Below are 19427 nucleotides of genomic sequence, written 5' to 3' on the forward strand. Positions count from 1 at the left end.
GCGGATTCCCCCTCTTGTTGAGCATATTTTAACATAGGGTATCCGGACCGATAAAATAGTGGGCGATTATTTGTGACCCTGAATCATTGGATAATTGCCGTGCGGTGCCGAATCCAGCGTGCTCACCGGCTCAATCTTACAAAAATGTTCGTTTATAGACTGAGATAGGCCAATTAGCCATATCACTTGCCTTTTAATGGGCATATGACATACTTAGTTTGTTAGTGCACATTTTCTACAGACCAGTGACGTATTCAGTTTGGAGGGAAGCGCAGTGGCAGCAAGACAGAACCGCATCATATATCGTTTTCTTCTGCTTGGTTGCATCGTATTGTTAGGGGCTTGTTCCGGCCAAAAGAAGGCAGGCACGGCGAGGCAAGAAAGCATCCCGACGTATCAGGTCAAGGCCAGTTATGGGATCAATGTCGATGATCCGAAGGCTTTAGTCGCCAGTGCGGACTATTCTTTTGTGGGAATCGTCAAACGGGAGACTGGCACCAGCTATCAGAACCCCATTCCGCTCGAACAAGCCGACGGGACGACCAAAAAAATGGGCGAAGCCTATACGCATTACACCGTCCAAGTGCTGGCTAACTTGAAGAACAAGTTGGTTACCGAGCGGTCGATTAAGGTGACCAAACAAGGCGGTATTCGTGAAGATCACTCGGCGTATGACGTGCTGGCTGGGGATTCGTTGTTGAAGGCGGACCAAGCATACGTGTTCAACGCATATGCCCAGGCGGACGGCACACTGTTGGTGAGCGGGAAAAATTCAACTGTACCTATAAGGGACAAGCCGGTTGATGCGATTGCGGACAGCAGTGTGGTCAAAACCTATCAAGCGGCAGTTGGCACGCTTTCCGCCAAAGAGTTAGAGGCTAAGCAAAAAGCCAGCGACGACGCCCCAAAATAGTCAGTAGACAAGGCGGCCTGGTATACTGAATTCAGAAAGCGAGGAGGAATTAACGTGAGTAAAAGGCCAGGCTGGCTGCTGTTGGGATTAATCATGGTCGGATTGCTGGTGAGCGGATGTCAAAAGAAAACAGAGGATGCTGACGCCCACAAGATTTCTTACTCGGAGACGACTAAGGAATCCTCAAGCAGTCGTGATCAGCAAAGCAGCAGTGACGCGGAGAGTGATGAGTCGACACGCAGTTCGTCAACGTCATCCAGCGCGAGTGCAAGTTCATCGTCAAGTGCGGCGGTCGCGCTGTGGAATACCACCAAGGCCAACCAGTTGGCCGATTTTATGGTGCAGTGGGGCCAGTCGATGGGCCAGAAATATGAAGCTTATAGTCCTACGCATGACGTAAATTATTATGGCGGCGGAGTGTACAAGGAACAAATCGCAACGAATAAGGTGGCCGTGAATGACCAGCACGTTTCGGCAGCGTGGTCAAACGACGGGACAGGAACGGCCCAGTATAAAATCGTCGCCATGTATTCTGATGCAGCCACTGCGCGATATGCTGGCGTGCATTTATATTTATTCACTATTGATCCCAACGGCGCGCCCAAGGTGTTGATCACCATGCAGAATCAAGGGGCCGAGGATGGCTTGCTGCATTTTAGTGTCACGCAGAACAGTGCTTTGCAAAACGGATTTTCAACCATTATCAAAACAACCCATTAATTTGCACAATGTGGTGGGACAATGAAAAACCAAGTGAAAATAACACTGTGCTTTGCCGCTCTTGTCCTTCTATTCAGCATTTTTCCGTCAGCCAATGCGGCCATCACATCTATTCAGGACGATGCGGTTGAGACTGTCGCTTATATGTCTCAACATGGCATTATCGAAGACAAAACGGCGTGGCAGGAAGTCGTGGATAAAACGGATGCTGGACAGACTATTACGACCATCGCGGATCTGAATGCCGTTATGCAGGTGGGTAATAAGCATTCGAGTGCCGCAAAAAGGGATGCAGCAATACGCCACGAACAGTTACCCGTGGCGTACCGTGCTGGCCGACTGACAGTCGTTGATATCCCCACTTTTTACACCATGAGGCAGAGTGTGTACCTACGCTATATAGTCAGGCTAAATCAGTTGATTGCGCACACCCGAGGCGACCTGGTCTTGAATTTTTCCGGCAATCAAGGCGGCATACCAACCGCCATGATTTTTGGCCTTTACGCACTCATTCCCAATGGGCAGCTGTGGACCAGTGTGGCCAACACGGGCAAAGAGCAGCAAGTTTCTTTGGTTAAGGACGGCTTGCAAGGCGGCGCAGTCAGTTATCGAAGCACCGTAGTAAAAAGGGTGCTTGAGAAAGTGAAGAAGAGCTTGAACAAAAAGGTTGCTATCATCATGGACAATAACTCAGCAAGCGCCGCCGAATTCACAATTATGGCAGTCAAAAAAAATCCTCTTGCGAGGATTTTTGGACTACCTTCAGCGGGCTATACGACGGAAAATAGCAATGTTACTTACCATTCGCCGATTTGTGACAATAGTTGGCAAATCATTCCGTGGATGGTAACACGAACCGATCATACAGTTCGCTGTATCAACGTTGTTAATGCTCGGCAGACCCACAACTTTAGTAACACGCCGGTTATGCCGGACGTGCTGTTTACCCAACCGATTAATACGGGGGGAGCAAATGCCCATCATTCGCAAATCTCGAAATCATTATTGAGTCAAATTCGAAAGTGGTTTGATTCCTAAGAATAGCAGGATCAGTTTTTCCTGCATTTTGATATGGTGTTGGACGCAACCCCGACTACGCCCCATATAACCAATGTTTTTGATACAGATGGCGTTGGCAGACACTTTTACCTGCTGTTGATTACCGCTCTTACAAGATTGTTAGGGCGCTATCATTGAAAGTTATTGACGCCTACTGTGCAGGCTTGATAGTCTTGTAAGCGAAAACAAAACACGGCGTGCTCCATATCGCCAGAGGGTGGTCCAACTGATCAAAAAGATTGTTATCGGTATTGGCGAATTGATTCTGATCAATCTCGCCGTGCTGGCTCTGATCGCTATCTGGGCGGCCTATTATAGCTTTGGTCCAATGCTGATGGGCACGTCATCGGAACGTGCGATTGAAGAGTTTGTTATGACAGAAGTCGTCCTTGGCGGCGTTTTTGTACTATTGTTTAATAGTTATGTTGCCTACCGATTTTTGACTGGAAAAAATAAGCAGTATTGGAAATAGGACTGTTAATCATCAATTTTGCAGTTGATCGTGTAACAAAAAGGCTGGTGCGTAATTTTCGCATCAGCCTTTTTGTCAATTTGCGAAGTAATCCCGGGCAATCTGTTCGTAAGTACCAATTGCTTGCTGGTAATCCTGAACATTCACGTGCTCGTCGATTTGATGCGCAATACTCATACTACCGGGCCCATAAATAATCGTTTCAAAAGCATGCTTCGATTTCGTATAAACCGATGCATCCGTGGCCGCATGGATAATGGCCAGCTCTGCTGGGCGCCCAAGCACCGTTGTGATCGCCTTGTTCGCCGCGGTCACTAACCGGCCATCCTTTTTAGAAATAACCGGCAAGAAACTATGGGTCAGACTGAACTCTAAGGTGCCATCGCCCCGGGCATTCAGTTTCGTTACAATATCCTGTAACCGCTGAATCACCGCATCATTCCGGAAACTCGGTGTTGGCCGAATGTTGCCCGCGGCGACTGCCAAATCAGGGATCGTATTCACCTGATCGCCCGCCTGCAAAACAGTGACACTGTGGGCCAGCGGGCCAATCACCGGATCTACCGGCACATCATCGAAGGCGTGCCGTTCGGCGACAATAAAATCGACCAGTTTCTCCACGGCATTCACGCCCCGCTGCGGTTCAGAACTGTGGGCTGATTTGCCGTGACTGATGATTTTATAGTTCAGAGAGCCGGCGTGGCCGAATAAGACTTTCAATGAGGTCGGTTCGCCGACGATCAACCCGCTGATATCGTCGGCGTAGCCGGCTGCCAGCAATTGGTCGGCACCCATGGCCCCGTATTCTTCGCCGACCGTTGCCAGCAGTCGTACGTGCCCAGTGAAGCCGGTCTTTTTCAGCCGAATCAGGGCCAGCACCATGGCGGCTAAACCGCTCTTCATATCCGCGGACCCGCGGCCGTACAGCTCACCGGCATGGATTTCCGCGCCCAGAGCGGGATAGGTCCATTCTTTGGGATTACCGAGGCTGACGGTATCTTGATGCCCTTCAAAAACTAAAATGTCATCACCGCTGCCAATTTCGGCGACCAGATTACTCCGGCCGGGCGCGTACGGAATCAGCTTGCTCGTAATACCCGCACTGGCCAGCTTTTCTTGAAGCAAGTGGGCAATTGCTTCTTCGTGGTCATTGGCTGAATCAGTTTGAACCAGTTTGATTAAAAATGCGACGTCGTCATTCATCAACACAACACATCCTTTTGGCTTCAGCTTAGTCATTTCTGTCGCTGGAGACAAGCAGCTACTCCACTGGCGTGGTTGCCTCTTCATGCTGGCCAATCTTCGCCAATAACGGCATCACGCCGCCCAGACCAAAGAGCACACCTACGGAAATAATATTTAAGAACAGCTGATGGAACCAAATGCCGGAGAAGACGGCGCCTTCTTGGGGCAGGACACCTAAACTGGCGCAGACGAAGGCAAAGCTGAAGCCCCAAGCGCCGATCAGAATTGCTAACCAGCGGTGTTTGATGAACACGAAGGGGGAATTGAACTTTTCTTCATGCAGGCGCAGGGCAATGAAACCGGCGAAGACCCAGCAGCTCTTGTAGGGTGTGACGATCCCGTTCAGGTTCAGCAGCCAGTTGAAAATCGAATTAATGCTGGGGAGGGTGCCGGACAGGAGCAGCAGGAAGAGACAAATACCGGCGGTCAGGACGTAGGAATGGATCGGCCGGCCGAACTTGTTCTTCCGCAGCAGCCACTTGGGCATGAAGCGGGCGGAGGTGTCGACGGCCAGCACCCGGCTGGAAGCGTCGATCAACACGGCAAGTTGGGCCAGCATATACGTCAAAGAAACAGCGGAGTAGACGTACAATAAGAACTTGCCCAGGCCCCACGCGGCGCTGAGCCGTTCAAAGGCATAGAACGCACCGTTCATTTTCAAGTCATTCGGTAAGTGGTGGGCGTTGAAGAACACGCCCATGGCCAGGGATCCGAAGACGGTGAGAAAGCCGCTCATACAGGCCAGCATAATCATGGATTTTGGGAACTCGTGTTTCGGGTCGCGCATTTTCGTAATATATGCCGCCCCCAGCTCTGCCCCGGAAACGGCGAAGATCAGCAGACCGGTGGTGGCGAAATAGTGCGTGTCGAATTTCGGAATGAAGGCCGACCAATCAAAGGGTTGGGTGGCGATATGGAACCCGCCCGCGGCCACGCCGGCACCAGTCATCAAGACAAACAGGATCGTCATGATAAACATCGCCGCGCCGCCCAGCATGCTCATGAATTCCATGGAGTGCTGGACCAGGTTTTGGGTGAGCAGGAAGATCAGAATGACGGCAAAGGTGAAGATACCAAACATTTTATCTGTCATGTATTTGTCCAGCGTGTTGTTGCCTAATATCAGCCAGGACAAGGAGACGATGACCGAGTTGGCCACGTCGACCAGATAGGGCAGCAGGGAGGCCCAAAACATCCAGCCGGTCCAATATCCAGCGGCGTCGCCAATGGCGTGGCGGGACCACGTCGCCAGCCCGCCGCCGGCTTCGCTGAAAGTCGATCCCATTTGGGCTGAAATCAATTCATAGGGCAGCACGTAGGCCACCACCATGAAGATCCAAGAAAAGACGACGGCGAGGCCTTGATTCTGAAACGGGTAGACTAAATCTTCGAAGCCAATGACAGTGACGAAAGTCAGTAGAGCCAGCGTGGGCCATTTAATATAATGCGGTGCCAGATCTTTATCCAAACTATTTTCCTCCTCAGGGTGGGCAATCTCAAATACTGATGATTACGACACGCACTGCGGAGGATCGTTATCCCAATGGGGCATGGCCATTTTTCTCCCAAGACTCAAATTAAAACTATTATACTTGTCCGCCAGCGGCCCGCCCAGAACGAAAATCGGTTTCAAAAAAACATTCTGGCAAAAAATCACCAGAATGTTGATTAAAATCCAAACATTAAACCGGAATCTTGATCAAATCACGCCGCGGCGCCGTAGACAGAACTTCGCTCTGCCCGTCGGTGATCAGCACGTCATCCTCGATGCGGATGCCGCCCAGACCAGGGAAGTACAGACCGGGTTCGATCGTCTCCAGCATATTAGCTTGGAACTTGATGTCGCCCTCGCCCGGCCGGGACGTGATGTAGGGCCCTTCGTGAATATCCAGGCCCACGTTATGGCCGGCGCCGTGGATGAAGTACTGTTCCACGCCGTACTTCTTGAAGACACCGCGGATGATGCTGTCCAGTTCCCGGCTGGTCATGCCGGCGGTCACGGCGTCAATACCGGCCTGCTCCGCTTCCAGCACTTGATAATAGGCCTTCTCCAGCTTCGGATCAACGGTGCCGATAGCGATGGTCCGGGTCATGTCAGAAGCGTAGCCGTTGACCAGGGCGCCGAAGTCCATGGTCAAAATATCGCCAGCTTCGATTACCTTATGGCTGGCCTCGCCGTGGGCAAAGGTGGAACGGATGCCGGAAGCGACGATGGTATCAAAGGAGGTGCCTTCGCCGCCATGGGTCTTCATGAAGTATTCCATCTTCGCGGCCACGGCCATTTCGGTCATGCCGGGGTGGATCTCGCCCAGAATATACAGGAAGGTGGCATCCACGACCTGAACGGCCTTACGAATATCAGCCAGTTCCTCCGGGTCCTTGGTCCAGCGCATTTCCTCCACCACGCCGCTCATGGGAATGACGTCGGGAGAAATGGCCTCGACAAACTTGCGGCCCTGCTCGTAGGTCAGCTGGTCGGCTTCGAAAACGACGGAATCAAGGCCGCTTTCGTTGATCAGCTTGATGGTGTCGGCCAGCAAGCCCTTTTGCCAGCGATAGATCGTCACGTTTTCCGGCATTTCCCGCTTCGCCTGTTCGACAAAACGGCCATCAGTGACCAGCGTCAGCTTATTCGGGGTTGCCAGCAGCAAGGATTCGTCGCCGGTAAAACCGGTCACGTACGTAATATTCTTAGGGTTGAGCATCACGAACTGCGCAATGTGTTTCTCGTTCAATTTCTGAATGAATCGTTCTACTCGGGCCATACACATCTCTCCTTAATTATATTGGATCACTGCCATCGTAGCGCAGACAGCGCATGGTGTCACGAATCGTTGGTGTACAACCGAATTTCCCGGTGGTATAGTGAAGCCACGAAGGAGTGATCGCGGATGACCAGTGTCTATGATTTTAAAGAAACCGAAATGAACGGCCAGTCTTTACCGTTAGCGAACTATAAGGGGCAGGTCCTGCTCATCGTGAATACCGCCAGTAAATGCGGTTTAGCACCGCAGTTGACGGGGTTAGAAAAGCTGTACAAGCAATTCCATGACCAAGGGTTCACGGTATTGGGGCTGCCCTCGAATCAGTTCCATCAAGAACTCGACACAGACGAAGCGGCCAGCGAGTATTGCCAGATGCATTACGGCGTCACCTTTCCGATGACCAAGCGGGTGGCGGTCAACGGGGACGATGAAGATCCGTTGTTCACGTATTTGAAGGACGCTTCCGGTCATGGTCGGATCAAGTGGAATTATACGAAATTCCTGATCGGTCGGGATGGGCAGCTGCTGCATCGTTACGCGCCGACGACGAAGCCGGAGAAATTTGCGGCGGATGTTGCCGTGGCGTTAGAAGTTAAATAGGCCTAGCTGGCTGAGCCGCTCAATCCGTGTGATGGGGCGGCTTTTTTGGTCCAATCACTACGCAAAATCGCATACATGGCTTCGTCGCAAACACCGGTATTATTGCGTCCTCGTTGGCGGAGCACGCCCTCTTTCCGCATCCCGGCCTTGGCCATGACTTTGCCAGAATTCGGATTGCGCACGTCGTGGGTGGCTTCGATCCGCTGGACATCGGTATTGGTGAAGAGAAAGTCGATCACGGCCCGCAGCGTTTCCGGCATATAGCCGTGCCCCCACCAGGCTTGGCCGGACACGTAGCCAATGGCCAGCGAGCGGATGTTTTCGTCCGCCCGAACGACAGCAATATTGCCGATCACGGCGGCCGACTGGTCGGCGAACTGAATGGCCCAGTAGTAGAAATTCGGCTGGGCATACTGATCGGCGACCCAGGCGATGCGTTCTTGGGCTTGGGCGAAGTCAGTATAGGGCGGCCAGGTGAGATACTTGGTCACTTGCGGATCGGTTTGCCAGTTGTGATACGCCGCAGCGGCGTCGGCCGGAGTGAAGCGGCGCAGAATCAAGCGTTTCGTTCGAATTGGTTGGGTACCAGCATGGTGCATGGACATCAGCTCCTGAACAAGAATTATCTACCAGTATTGCACGGTAGCGGGTGTTTTCGTAGTCCTAATTCAAAGTATGATTACCGTTGCACTTTAGCGCTGCATTTTGGAGGGCTGATATGATTGTGTTTCAAAGTGAAGGTGTATAGAACGAGCAGGTCACGTTGACGGATCTATATGAAAAAAACAGGAATTCCCCGCATATTGGCGAGACGGTTCCTGCTTTTTGTGGCTAGTCGAAGCGCCAAACGATTTCGGCGTCATATCGTTTGAGCACGACTTTACTGTCCGGATCAGCGAGCACGTCAATCGTGTAATTCAATGGTGCCCGTTTTTTGATTTTCTTTTTGGGAGCGTTGTTGGCGTAGACTTTTGCTGAAACTCCGTACGTATTGATCACATCAATTGATTCGCCCGGCTGGACTAGTTTGCCGCGATTGGCGATACGCCGGGCATCTTGCTCTGTACGCGGGCCATCCATTCCGTGATAACCGCTGAATGTGGAAATTGTTTTGATTGCCTTCAATTTAGTTGGCTGCCAGATCTGCATTGTTTGCACCCGGAAGACACGGGAGAACGCTTTGACCGCGTCTTGGGGCTGGTTGGTAGTGTTCTTGTACGTATAATCGATTTTGAAACCAGTCCAAGCGTTGGGGTCTGTTTCACTCTTGCCCCCGCCAGCGAGATAACTTTCCCCGGTGGTGAATTCACCCAGGGCGGTGGTGAACCGATAGGGGGTATACAAATTCTCTTTGGGCAATTCTGCAAACTGATAGGTACCGTCCTTGATTTTCGCCTGCACGGCCTGGACTTTCCGCTTACTGACAGCATCCGCCTTTTGCTTGCTGACCTGAGCCGCGCTGGGCTGGCTTTTTTGCGGTTCGCACCCGCTCAATGCACCAAGCGCACCGAATCCCGTGATTGCCAGCAGTACCGGCGCCAAAATCCTCTTCAAATCGTTCCTCCCGTTCCTTTTTAGGTGCCAAATGGTACTAAATAAGATAATTGCCGGTTCTCCAGACGATGGTCTGTCCGAGATGCTCTCAGCCAACTAGGGTAGCCTGGCAGTCGAGTCTAACACTGATTCCCGGCCTTGAAGTTCCCGTGAACGTCGGGTATGGAGGCTCGCACCTCAATCTTATTCAGTTGCCGTAAGGACCGTATAGTCTGTTGCTTGTTGCAAGTTGATCGCGGCATTCACGTCGCGATCGATGGATAATCCGCAGTGCGGACAAATAAATTGGCGGACGGCCAGATCCGCCATCGTACCGTGGAATTGAGCTCGATTGTAAGTGCCGCAGGTGCTGCATAACTTTGTGCTGGGATACCAGGTGCTGACTTCGCGCAATTCAATGCCATGCTTTTGACACTGCCACGTGAGCCAGGTCTTGAAGTAAGACAGTCCCAGTTTTTGGATACTGGGCGCCAGCTTGGGATTGGCCTTCATCCCCTTGATGTTGAGTTTTTCCACGGTGATGTGCGGCGGTTTGAGCTTAACAATTTGAGCAATGGCCTGCCGCACCGTTTCTTTGTTGATCTTTGCCAGTTTGGCTGACCAGCGGGCCAGATAGAACCGAGCTTCCTCGATACCTCGACTGGTCAGATAGTCAGCCTTTTGATGCGGGTGATTCTTGGCAAAACTCTTTTCGGCCGCAATTTTGCGCCGGGCTAACCGGGCTTGCCAGCGTTTCTTCATCTTTTCCACGTGGTAGTAATAGGACGTTTTAGAGATGTTGATGAACTTTTTGCCGGTATTCAAAATAGCCATATCTTTGATACCTAGATCAATGCCCAGGCCTAACTTGGTATCCGCGTAAGAGACCGGCCGTGTTGGTGCCGGCTCATCGGTAGCCACCACCACCCAATAATCATTCGCCCAGCGGCTGACCCAGCAACCAGTGATGTGATATCCAGTTTTCTGAAGCCGATCATCAGTGGGCAAATAACCAAATTCAGAAAGCCGCAGCCAACCAATCAGCGGTAATCTAATGCGGTCGCGCTGAACGCGGATTGAACCGCTGAAGTAAGCCACTTGGCGGGCGTGATAGCCCTTGAAGCGCGGCTCTTCTGCTAAGCCTTTGAAATAGTTCTGGAAAGCCCGTTCAGCATCGCGAAAAGCCTGCTTCCGAGTCTTCTGCGGGGCTTGATCCCACCAGGCCGGATAGGAACCGCTGACCCGGATAACGTGGTTGAACACCTTCTCAAACTCCGCCGCAGAGATATAAAACTGGTTCCGTGTTTCTTTAGGCAGTTCTTTGAAAGCGTCGTAGTCTGGATAAAGCCGCTTGCGCGTTTCCAGCAAGCCAAACTGCACGCTGCGATAAAGATTGTACAGTTTACGTTTAACAGCCATGCATAGGACCAAAAAATCATTCTGGGCATCATTGGCCACGTGGAGTTTAGTCTTATAACTGCGGGTCATGGGCTCTGTCCTCCTAATCAGCTGTTCTGTGTCGTCAATAGCAGTGGGAAACGTATGTTCCTGATAAATCCATTTTATCAGAGCAACCACCAATCGACAACGCTTTAATCATCCGCGGAAACGCAGAGATTTCCCCCGTAAGACAGTGTTCGCTGTTGTGGGCTAACAGAAAAGTATCAAATACTGAAGACTATTGATTGACCACCCTACTCACAGCGACGTCGTTTGACATCGAATAGACTAGAACAATACCATATTTGGCAACTGTTAATAATCCTTTCAGTCACCTCAGACCTATTCCCGTTTGTCACCCCAGAAGAACAAGGCAATGGTCCCCGGGCCGGTATGCGACCCGATCGTCGTACCAATGTGGTTGATTTCTACCGGCCCGTTCAGCTGCTTGAAGCGGTCCTCAATCATGTCGGCGACGTTTTTGGCGTCATCGTAAAAGGCGGACTGAGAAATATAGCATTTACCATCGTAAGCCAAGCCCTTTTCAGCATGGTCCGCCATTTGGTCCACCAGCGCCTTCTCGGCCATTTTCTTCCCCCGCAATTTCTTCCGCGGCGTCAGATGGCCTGTGGCGTCCATATCCAGCAGCGGTACGATGTGGAACTGGGTGCCGAACCAGCCGGAGACCTTGGACAACCGGCCCAGCCGGACATAGTAGCTGAGATCGGTGGAAATGAACCAGTGGTGAACACGCAACTTGTTAGCCTCAGCCCAACCCTGGACATCATCAATGGTTTGGCCGGCATCCCGCAGGTCGGCGAGCTTGTCCATCAGCAGGCCGTAACCGGACGATGCCGCCAGGGAATCAACGATCTCGATCTTGCGGTCGGGATATTTGGCATCCAGCTGTTTTTTAGCCACCATGGCGGAATTAGAAACCCCGGATAAGCCGCTGGATAACGACACGTGGAGAATATCCTGACCGGCTTCCAAAAACGGGGTGAAGTATTGGATAAATTCATCCACGTTGACCTGGGACGTCTCAGTTTTCGCCCCGTTGGCCATTTCGGCATAAAACTGATCGAATGGGATCGATTGGCCCAGATCGTCCAGATATTGTTTGCCGTTGATGGCAAAGTGGAATGGGACATAATGGATGCCGCGGGCGTCGAAGTGCTCCTGACTCAGGTCCGCGGTGGATTCACAGCTTAGAATAAATGACATAATAGCGATGCTCCCCCTTGATTGTTACCTATTACTCTTAGTCTACCAGTGGCTCGGCGAAAAGCATAGGGATTAACAGGCGGATGGGGCTTTGGAGGATTCAATAGCTCATCCGTAGAAGGCTTATAGTATGATTAGTCCATCAAGAAGGATAGGTGACAGCAATGGAAACGGTAAGGGCAAGAAAACAAGGGAACGCACTAGTTGTCACGCTTCCCAACAAGTATGGTGTCCAGGAGGGACAAGAGTTCTATATTTCTCACGAAGCAAATGGCTCTTTTGTGTTGATTCCGAAGATTAAGGACTTCTTTGCGAACGCTAAACCTGGAGAGTTTATCGATGATGACGACGATATTTCCCGGAATTTAACACCACGTGGGGGAGAACTTGATGACTGAATATCCAGCGTCTTGGTCAGGCGAGCCGTCGTGCCTTGTTGGAAGCAGCACAAACCGCCACAAGTACTAAAAAACATGGGCCCCTTTGGCGAAGAGAGGCCTGCTTTGATATACAAGAAAACCGCTGCCTGGGGAGGAGGACAGCGGTTGCGAGGTTGTTGTAGAGAAAATCATCATGAAGAAAAAGTTGGTTAGTCTGGTTTGTTGTCGGTTGTTGGCTGTCACAGGTTACCGGGGAGGGCGGTTGTTCCTGTTGACAATTTATATACTACGGAACAGGTGTGACCAAATGATGACCGAATTTTGTTCCCCAAGTAAAACATTCATGACGGAATGTGGTGACGTATACTGGAACTAGACGAAAGGGGCGTTTTCAATGGATAAAGACGCACTATTGACCCAATGGCAGAAGGAAGAAAAGGCCGGGATCTCCGGTTGGGATTTTTCCCGGCTGGCTGGCCGCTGGTATAACGACCCGCTGCCGTGGCACTACAAGAAAATTGTGCGGGACCATTTGCGGCGTAATGACCACTTATTGGACATGGGTACTGGCGGCGGTGAATTACTGCGGAGTTTCCACCATGATCCGGCGCTGACCAGCGTCACGGAAGCTTGGGAACCCAACGTGAAACTGCTGGAAGGCACCTTGGCGCAACGCGGAGTCGCAGTTTATGCAGTACCTAAGGATGAACCGGCGCAACTCCCGGTGCCGGATGCGTCCCAGGATATTATTTTGAACAGTCACGCCGCCTTCGACGCGGATCTCATCTTCAGCAAGCTCAAACCGGGCGGCCTCTTTATCACGGAGCAGGTCGGGGCGACCAATAACTTTGCCCTGTCCCGGTTCCTGGTACCGGATTACACGCCGGCTTTTCCGGATAATACGATGCTCCACACTGTTGCTGACTTTGATCATGCCGGCATGGAAATCATCCAAGCCGACACTGCTCACCCGACGATGACGTTCTTCGATGTGGGCGCGGTGGTGTACTACGCCAGCATTATCCCGTGGGAATTCCCGGGATTCTCCGTCGCTCAGGCCAAGGACCAGCTGTTTGTGCTGCAAGGGCTGATTGAGACCCATCGGCGGATTGTGACGAAGGAGGATCGGTTTTTGGTGATGGCCCGGAAGCCGTCGCGGTAGGGGGGCGGCCTCCGCTTAAACGGTCGGTTTCGCCCTCTGACAAAAAAACACCACCTACGGGGGGAGGCCGTGGTGGTGTAAATGGGGAGAAGAAAAATCATGAAGAAAAAAGTTGATTGTCAGTGTATGTCAGGAAGTTCACTTCTGGGGAGGATGTTTCGTTCCTGTTGACATTTTATATACTACGGGCTAAGTGTGAACAATTTGTGACGATAAATGGGCGTAAATGGTAACACTTTATGCGTGGAATACGAAGATGCCGCCAGAGCGGGCTTAACGGCCCATTTCCGGCGGCATTTTTGCCCCTATTTCGTCAATAAATCGGCTAATTCATCAACCTGCTGGTCAAAGACTTGCAGCGTTTCCCGGATGTAGTCGGGCTTAGTCATGTCAATGCCGGCTTTCTTCACGATTTCGATGGGATAATCACTGGCCCCGGCAGACAGAAAGGCCTTGTATTGCGGCACAGCGGTGGCCGGATCGGTGAGCATGCGCTGGGCCAATGTGTTGGCTACAGCCTTAGACGTGGCGTATTGATACAGATAGTAATTCATGTAGTAGTGGGGGATCCGCGCCCAGCTGACATTGGGCCAAGGATTCGGGGCCACGTCCGGGCCGTCGTATTGGGCATCCAAGGCAGCTGTTTTATCCGTCAGCGTCTCCGGGGTCAAGGACTCGCCGGCGGCGTCGGTGGTGTACATGAAGTGCTCAAACTCGGCGTATTTTGTCTGGTTGAAAATGGTGTTCAGCAGATCTTCGACGGATTCGGTCAGCAGGTAGGCCTTTACTTTAGCGTTGTCCTGATATTGGGTGCGCATGTAGTGGTTGAGCAGCGACTCGTTGCAAGTCGACGCAATTTCGGCAATGAACATTGAATATTGGGAATACCAATAGGGCTGGCTGGCATCAGCGTAGACACTTTGCATGGCATGGCCGGATTCGTGGGCCAGGGTGCTGGCGGCGCGGTAGGTGTTGCTCCAATTGAGCAGGACGTAGGGATGGACACCGAAGACATCTTCTTCGTAGCCGCCGGATAATTTTCCGGCGTTCTCGGCCCGGTCGATCCAGCGGTTGTTGAATTCTTCCCGCAGGTGATTCAGGTAGTCTTCCCCCAGCGGGGCTAATGCGGCCAGCGCCCACTCTTGGGCTTGGGCAAAGGTGGGCTTCAGCGGCGCTTCGCCCACCAGCGGCACAGACAAGTCGTAGGTGTAGAGCGGGTCCAAAGCCAGGACTTGTTTGCGCAGGGCGAAGTATTTATGGGCGCTGGGCAGAAATTCGTGGACCGTGTCCACCAGATTGGTGAACACCGACTCCGGGATGAACTCTTCGGTCAGGTCCATCGCTCGGGCCGACGGGTAGTGGCGCACATGGGCGAGTGTATTTTGCGTGTGGACATGCTGCTGCAAAGCTTCGGCGAAGGCATACTGCGATTTTGCATACGCGGCTGAGAACTTTTCCGCCGCGGTCTTGCGGATTGCCCGGTCCGGGGACTGATACAGCTGGTAGATTTTTTCTTTACTCAGCGGAATCGTGTTGCCGTGGGGATCTTTCATGGTACCGAAATCGATATCGGCGTCGTTCAGCTTGTTGTAGATCGTTTCCGGCGCCCTGAAGGACTGGCCCAACGCGGACAGCAGGGTTTCTTCCGCCGCAGTGAGAATATGCGGTGCACGTTTTTCCGCCTGGGCAAAGATGAAGGCGTAGTCTTCGAGTTGCGGTTTGGCGGCGTAGAAGGCCGTTAATTGGGCGGGTGTGATCTGGGGCAGGGTCGCGGTCACGAAAGCCGTCGCGGTGTTGAAGGCCGTGATGGTCTGCTGGGCTTGGGCATAAGCCGCCTGACCCGCCGCGGCGGTCATGTCGCTGTTGTACAGATGCTCGCCGTAACTAAAGATCCGATCGGCCAGGGCTTCCACCTGGAAGTAGGCCGTCAGCACGGTATACAGCGTCGCCCCATCGCTTAAGAGGACCGCCTGCTGCTGGCCGATGGCTTGGCCTCGACTGATCAGGTCATTGCACGCGGCGTTGAATGCGGCCGTGGTGGGGAAAATATCCTCTAGCCGCCAGGTTTGTTCCTCTGGCACATCTTGCCGCTGACGTAATTGATTGGCTGACATAAAAACCCCTCGATTCCTGTGGATAGTCTCATCTTAGCACAAGAATCGCGGGGTTTTAGTGAGAAATTAATAGAAAGACGGTTTCGGTCCATCTGTATGGGGCTGGTTCACACCCAGAGAGTGGCCGACCGCTTGACTGGGATCGTTGATCAGTTTCACCACGAGGTCGGCAATACTCTTCCGGGAGACTTCGGTGCCCTTGAATGGTTCGCCTTTCTCTGTGGTTTCGTAGCTGACCACGTCTTTATTCGACAACCAGGCCGGCCGAATGATGGTATAGGCCAGATTTGAGTTTTCGATCACTTTGGCCGCGGCGGCATAAGTTTCCAGATAACCACCGTCCAGCATCTGGTGGTTCCATTGGCCGAACGCGCCGGGCACTTCATCGTAGATACCCAGGGTGGAGATCCAAATTAGGCGCTTAACGCCAGCCTGATCCATTGCCGCCACCACGGCTTTGGCTTGGGCCTCGATGTTGCTGCCGGCTAAATTGGCATATACAATGTCGATGCCTTTCAAGGCTTTCGCCAGGTCAGCGGTATTAGCGGCATCTCCGTCGATCACAGTCTCCCGGTCCGGCTGGGTAATTGTCAGTCGTTTGGCGTTGCGCAGAAACAACGTCAAATGATGCGTCGTTTCCTTCAATAACTGCTTTTCTGCCAGCTGGGCAATATGCCCATGGGCTCCTAAAATCAACACATTAGCCATTCAGAAAGCTTCCTTTCTTACTCCACCCCCATTATAACCACGCACGCGTCAAGGAATTGTGGGCAATCGTCATTTGCTGCCCAAAAAGCTGTTCTGTTACCGGTCTCATCTGCCATAATGGAAAAGAAAGGGGGCGGCTGTGATGCGCCATATACCGAATATTCTATCGAGTTTGCGCCTGATTCTCCTGCCGGTATTTCTTTACTTTGCTTTACAGGGTCAATTCCTGCCGGCGGGGATCTTGATCACCATCATCAGTTTGACCGATCTGCTGGACGGTTATCTTGCTCGGCGGAACAACTGGATCTCCCAAGTGGGCAAGGTCCTGGACCCGCTGGCCGATAAGCTGACCCAAATCAGCGTGATCATCGTATTCTTTATCCATTTACCTCAATATCGTTGGATCTTCTGGATCCTGCTGGGCAAAGAAGCGGTCATGCTGGCGGGCGCTGGGCTGCTCATGTACCTGGGGGTCAAACTGCCGGGCGCGGCCATGTGGGGCAAAGTGGCCACGGCCTTGTTTTACGTCACCGCTGTGCTGGTCCTGCTCTTCCCGCAACTGCCCAGCCCGCTGGTGACGACCCTGTTTATCGCCTCCGCGGTCACTGCGGTGGTGTCCGTCACCCTGTACGTGCCTCAATACATCCGCTATCGGCGGGATGCGGCGCGTTAATTTCCTTCTTCCGCCCGACGCCGGCTCCGCCTGATGACCGTGGCTCCCGGCTGATTTTTCTTCGATAATAGAAGAAAACCAGAAAGAAGGTCCGCGGCGTATGGCATTAACGAGTACAGCAGCGCAACGCGTATTGGATTGGAGCTATCACCGGGCGGTCAAAGGTGCGGGTAAGGGCGAACCAGTGCCCCAACTGGCCGCAACGTATTTGGCGCGCGCTGGCGGTGATCCGGAGGCGGCCATTCAGGAATTTCTGCGCTACGCCCGCCGCCGAGTGGGGACCGTCAGCTTTCTCACCGGGCTGGGCGGCCTCGCGACCCTGCCGGTGGCGATCCCCGCTGAGGTGGCCAACACCCTCTACATGCACTTGCGCATGGTCACGGTGATTGCCGCGCTGCGCGGGTACGACTTGAATGATGATCGGGTCAAGACCATGACCTTGATCACGTTGACCGGTAACGCGGCGGAAGATTATTTGAAGAAAGCGGGGATCGCTTGGACCGGCCGCTTGGGTGAACGGGTCTCAGCCGCTACCTTGCAACGGATCAACCAGTTGGTCGGTCGCAAGCTCTTCGCCGTGGCCGGCGAGCACGGACTGGTGCATTTTTCTAAACTGGTACCGCTCCTTGGCGCGGGCGTCGGGGCCGGCGTAGATATCGCCGCCACGGCCACCCTGGCGGTGGTGGCAAAACAGACGTTCTCTGCTGGCTATTTGGCGCATACCACCAGGACCGGTCCGGTTGATTTCTCCCACTTTGACGCCCAGACCTGGTTGCAATAAGCCACTGAGCGAACATTCTTTCCCCAGTTGTTGATTTTGTTTGCATTTCTCTCAGATAATGGTCTATTGTAAGCTTAAGCGTTAATTCGTTAAGACGAAAGGGGATCAATTTGTAATGGCTGAAAAGAAGACGGTGTATGAGGCAGAAATCACCCCGTTGAATGCGGACAAGATCGGCACGGCAGCGAAGGGTCGGGCCCGGTTTGAGGTGCAGGGAGACGAAATGGTGGTCACGATCAACATGACCGGCACGCCGGCAAATAGTCAGCACTGGCTGCACTTCCACGGTTTTCCCGATGGCCGGGACGCCGCGCCGGCTACCGCAGCCCAGGATGCCAACGGTGACGGCTATGTGGACCTCGTTGAGACTGAGTCTGTGTCCGGGACCACGATGGTACCTTTCAATGCCAGCCCGGAACACATGCGGGTGCCTGAGGATACATATCCAGTAGCCGATGCCCAGGGTGATTTCATTTATCAAAAGATCATTCCGCTGGGGGTCTTGCGCAATAGTTTCGAGAAGGTCTTCCACGATCGTGACTTGCAGTTGGACAAACGGGTTATTTACGTTCACGGTGTACCCGATGATTTCAAACTCCCCGACACTGTCCAAGGCGCCGTCGCCGGCCACACCGCCAACACGACGCTGCCGATTGCGGTGGGGAAAATCAAGATAATCAGTGATTAATATTTGGTAACCAAAGAGGCGCCGCGCAGATCCTGAATTCAGGACCTGTGCGGCGTCTTTGTAATCATATGGGAGAGATAGAGATTCAACGAGCTGAGTGCCAATGCGGAGCAACCGGAGGCGGAATGGGCTCAGCCATGGGAACAACACGGCGGCTTTGCCGCCGATGTGGTTAGGCAATTTTGAGACCGCGGTTTTTGCGGGCTCAAAACGCCGTCATGGCTAGCTACGCATCGCCAGCCCAATTCCGCCGGAGGTTGCGTAGCATTGGCACGGGCCAGCATTCCTAGGCAATCGCCCCTTCAATCGTCTCAATATCACCCTTGCCATCCCGGGCCACGATCGCCCCAATGGCCGCCGTAATCCCCTTCACATCATCCGCCAAGGACAAGCTCGGTGTATCCGGCCGGTTCACGACTTGGTCCGGCAAAAACGGAATATGCATGAATCCCGCCTTAATTTCTGGGAACTCCTTATCCCGCATATACTGCACCTGGTACATGATGTGGTTGCAGACATACGTGCCGGCAGTGTTGGAAACAGCACTGGGAATTCCGGCCTCGCGAATGGCTTTCGCCATGGCCTTGATCGGCAATTGGGCGAAATACGCCGTCTGGCCGTCGGCGTGGATCGTGTGGTTCAGCGGCTGGTAGCCAGCGTTATCGGCGATCCGGCCGTCATCCAGGTTGATGGCGACCCGTTCTGGGGTCAGGGCGAAGCGCCCGCCGGCTTGACCGATGCTCAGCACATAGTCCGGGTGTTCAGCGGCAATGGCGTCGTGGACCACCTGGGCGGATACGTTGAACTTCGTGGGGATTTCCAACTTAATGATTTCCGCTCCGGCGATTTCGTCCGGCAGCCGCTTCACGGCTTCAATAGCGGGATTGATTTTGTCGTCGCCGAATGGATCGAATCCGGTCACAAGAATTTTCATAAAAAATCGACTCCTT

Annotated in this window: 20 protein-coding genes; 10 read left to right on the top strand and 10 right to left on the bottom strand. The window is 52.9% G+C overall.

Features of this window, described 5'->3' with window-relative positions; all coding sequences use genetic code 11:
- The first annotated feature begins 274 nt into the window (after nucleotides 1-274).
- From FMM01_RS14605 to FMM01_RS14620, 4 genes are all read left to right on the top strand, one after another.
- Complete coding sequence (locus FMM01_RS14605) at nucleotides 275-913, top strand: cell surface protein (RefSeq protein ID WP_150393004.1); 639 nt, start codon at nucleotides 275-277, stop codon at nucleotides 911-913.
- 54 nt (nucleotides 914-967) lie between these two features.
- On the top strand, nucleotides 968-1633 hold the full coding sequence (locus FMM01_RS14610; RefSeq protein WP_150393005.1) for a DUF4767 domain-containing protein: 666 nt from the start codon (nucleotides 968-970) through the stop codon (nucleotides 1631-1633).
- Nucleotides 1634-1654: 21 nt separating this feature from the next.
- On the top strand, nucleotides 1655-2671 hold the full coding sequence (locus tag FMM01_RS14615; RefSeq protein WP_150393006.1) for a S41 family peptidase: 1017 nt from the start codon (nucleotides 1655-1657) through the stop codon (nucleotides 2669-2671).
- 238 nt (nucleotides 2672-2909) lie between these two features.
- Entirely contained in the window at nucleotides 2910-3164 is a 255-nt protein-coding gene (locus tag FMM01_RS14620; protein WP_150393007.1) for a hypothetical protein, read from the top strand.
- Between the two features lie 75 nt (nucleotides 3165-3239).
- Here the strand turns inward: FMM01_RS14620 and FMM01_RS14625 are convergent, their stop codons facing one another.
- The 3 genes from FMM01_RS14625 to FMM01_RS14635 all read right to left on the bottom strand — a co-directional run bounded on the left by FMM01_RS14625 (nucleotide 3240) and on the right by FMM01_RS14635 (nucleotide 7174).
- Nucleotides 3240-4367, bottom strand: coding sequence for an ArgE/DapE family deacylase (locus FMM01_RS14625; RefSeq protein ID WP_150393008.1), 1128 nt, complete (start codon nucleotides 4365-4367; stop codon nucleotides 3240-3242).
- 58 nt (nucleotides 4368-4425) lie between these two features.
- Nucleotides 4426-5877, bottom strand: coding sequence for an APC family permease (locus FMM01_RS14630; protein ID WP_223849971.1), 1452 nt, complete (start codon nucleotides 5875-5877; stop codon nucleotides 4426-4428).
- A 214-nt stretch (nucleotides 5878-6091) separates the two neighbouring features.
- Complete coding sequence (locus tag FMM01_RS14635) at nucleotides 6092-7174, bottom strand: M24 family metallopeptidase (protein WP_027829564.1); 1083 nt, start codon at nucleotides 7172-7174, stop codon at nucleotides 6092-6094.
- A gap of 126 nt (nucleotides 7175-7300) precedes the next feature.
- Here FMM01_RS14635 and FMM01_RS14640 point away from each other — a divergent pair, with 126 nt between their 5' ends.
- Nucleotides 7301-7774, top strand: a complete 474-nt coding sequence (locus FMM01_RS14640) for a glutathione peroxidase (protein WP_063516503.1) — start codon at nucleotides 7301-7303, stop codon at nucleotides 7772-7774.
- A 2-nt stretch (nucleotides 7775-7776) separates the two neighbouring features.
- Here the strand turns inward: FMM01_RS14640 and FMM01_RS14645 are convergent, their stop codons facing one another.
- The 4 genes from FMM01_RS14645 to FMM01_RS14660 all read right to left on the bottom strand — a co-directional run bounded on the left by FMM01_RS14645 (nucleotide 7777) and on the right by FMM01_RS14660 (nucleotide 11971).
- Nucleotides 7777-8373, bottom strand: a complete 597-nt coding sequence (locus FMM01_RS14645; RefSeq protein ID WP_190973391.1) for a GNAT family N-acetyltransferase — start codon at nucleotides 8371-8373, stop codon at nucleotides 7777-7779.
- Between the two features lie 232 nt (nucleotides 8374-8605).
- The gene (locus FMM01_RS14650) at nucleotides 8606-9328 is read right to left on the bottom strand and encodes a hypothetical protein (RefSeq protein WP_150393010.1); all 723 of its coding nucleotides are present in this window, start codon (nucleotides 9326-9328) and stop codon (nucleotides 8606-8608) included.
- Between the two features lie 183 nt (nucleotides 9329-9511).
- On the bottom strand, nucleotides 9512-10795 hold the full coding sequence (locus FMM01_RS14655; protein WP_150393011.1) for an RNA-guided endonuclease InsQ/TnpB family protein: 1284 nt from the start codon (nucleotides 10793-10795) through the stop codon (nucleotides 9512-9514).
- A 294-nt stretch (nucleotides 10796-11089) separates the two neighbouring features.
- Nucleotides 11090-11971 (bottom strand): DegV family protein, encoded by an 882-nt coding sequence (locus FMM01_RS14660; protein WP_223849972.1) that lies wholly within the window; start codon nucleotides 11969-11971, stop codon nucleotides 11090-11092.
- A gap of 164 nt (nucleotides 11972-12135) precedes the next feature.
- Here FMM01_RS14660 and mazE point away from each other — a divergent pair, with 164 nt between their 5' ends.
- Together mazE and FMM01_RS14670 are read left to right on the top strand one after the other, a co-directional pair.
- Nucleotides 12136-12369, top strand: a complete 234-nt coding sequence (gene mazE, locus FMM01_RS14665) for a type II toxin-antitoxin system PemI/MazE family antitoxin (protein WP_150393320.1) — start codon at nucleotides 12136-12138, stop codon at nucleotides 12367-12369.
- A 376-nt stretch (nucleotides 12370-12745) separates the two neighbouring features.
- A complete protein-coding gene (locus FMM01_RS14670) occupies nucleotides 12746-13513 on the top strand; it encodes a class I SAM-dependent methyltransferase (protein WP_146995555.1) in 768 nt (255 codons plus the stop codon).
- Nucleotides 13514-13818: 305 nt separating this feature from the next.
- Here FMM01_RS14670 and pepF read toward each other — a convergent pair whose 3' ends face one another.
- Both pepF and FMM01_RS14680 read right to left on the bottom strand, forming a co-directional pair.
- Entirely contained in the window at nucleotides 13819-15627 is a 1809-nt protein-coding gene (pepF, locus tag FMM01_RS14675) for an oligoendopeptidase F (protein WP_150393013.1), read from the bottom strand.
- A 66-nt stretch (nucleotides 15628-15693) separates the two neighbouring features.
- Nucleotides 15694-16335 carry an SDR family oxidoreductase gene (locus tag FMM01_RS14680; RefSeq protein WP_150393014.1) on the bottom strand — a complete coding sequence of 214 codons (642 nt, stop codon included), beginning with the start codon at nucleotides 16333-16335 and terminating at the stop codon, nucleotides 15694-15696.
- Nucleotides 16336-16477: 142 nt separating this feature from the next.
- On the opposite strand from FMM01_RS14680, the gene FMM01_RS14685 reads away from it, so the two are divergent.
- From FMM01_RS14685 to FMM01_RS14695, 3 genes are all read left to right on the top strand, one after another.
- The gene (locus tag FMM01_RS14685; protein ID WP_063516421.1) at nucleotides 16478-17008 is read left to right on the top strand and encodes a CDP-alcohol phosphatidyltransferase family protein; all 531 of its coding nucleotides are present in this window, start codon (nucleotides 16478-16480) and stop codon (nucleotides 17006-17008) included.
- A 100-nt stretch (nucleotides 17009-17108) separates the two neighbouring features.
- Complete coding sequence (locus tag FMM01_RS14690; RefSeq protein ID WP_150393015.1) at nucleotides 17109-17789, top strand: EcsC family protein; 681 nt, start codon at nucleotides 17109-17111, stop codon at nucleotides 17787-17789.
- 115 nt (nucleotides 17790-17904) lie between these two features.
- Nucleotides 17905-18477: a hypothetical protein gene (locus tag FMM01_RS14695; RefSeq protein ID WP_150393016.1), complete on the top strand. Its 573-nt coding sequence runs from the start codon at nucleotides 17905-17907 to the stop codon at nucleotides 18475-18477.
- A 286-nt stretch (nucleotides 18478-18763) separates the two neighbouring features.
- Here FMM01_RS14695 and pcp read toward each other — a convergent pair whose 3' ends face one another.
- Complete coding sequence (pcp, locus tag FMM01_RS14700; protein WP_027829367.1) at nucleotides 18764-19411, bottom strand: pyroglutamyl-peptidase I; 648 nt, start codon at nucleotides 19409-19411, stop codon at nucleotides 18764-18766.
- Between the last annotated feature and the right edge of the window lie 16 nt (nucleotides 19412-19427).

This window comes from Schleiferilactobacillus harbinensis, from assembly GCF_008694105.1.
Taxonomy (GTDB): Bacteria; Bacillota; Bacilli; order Lactobacillales; family Lactobacillaceae; genus Schleiferilactobacillus; species Schleiferilactobacillus harbinensis.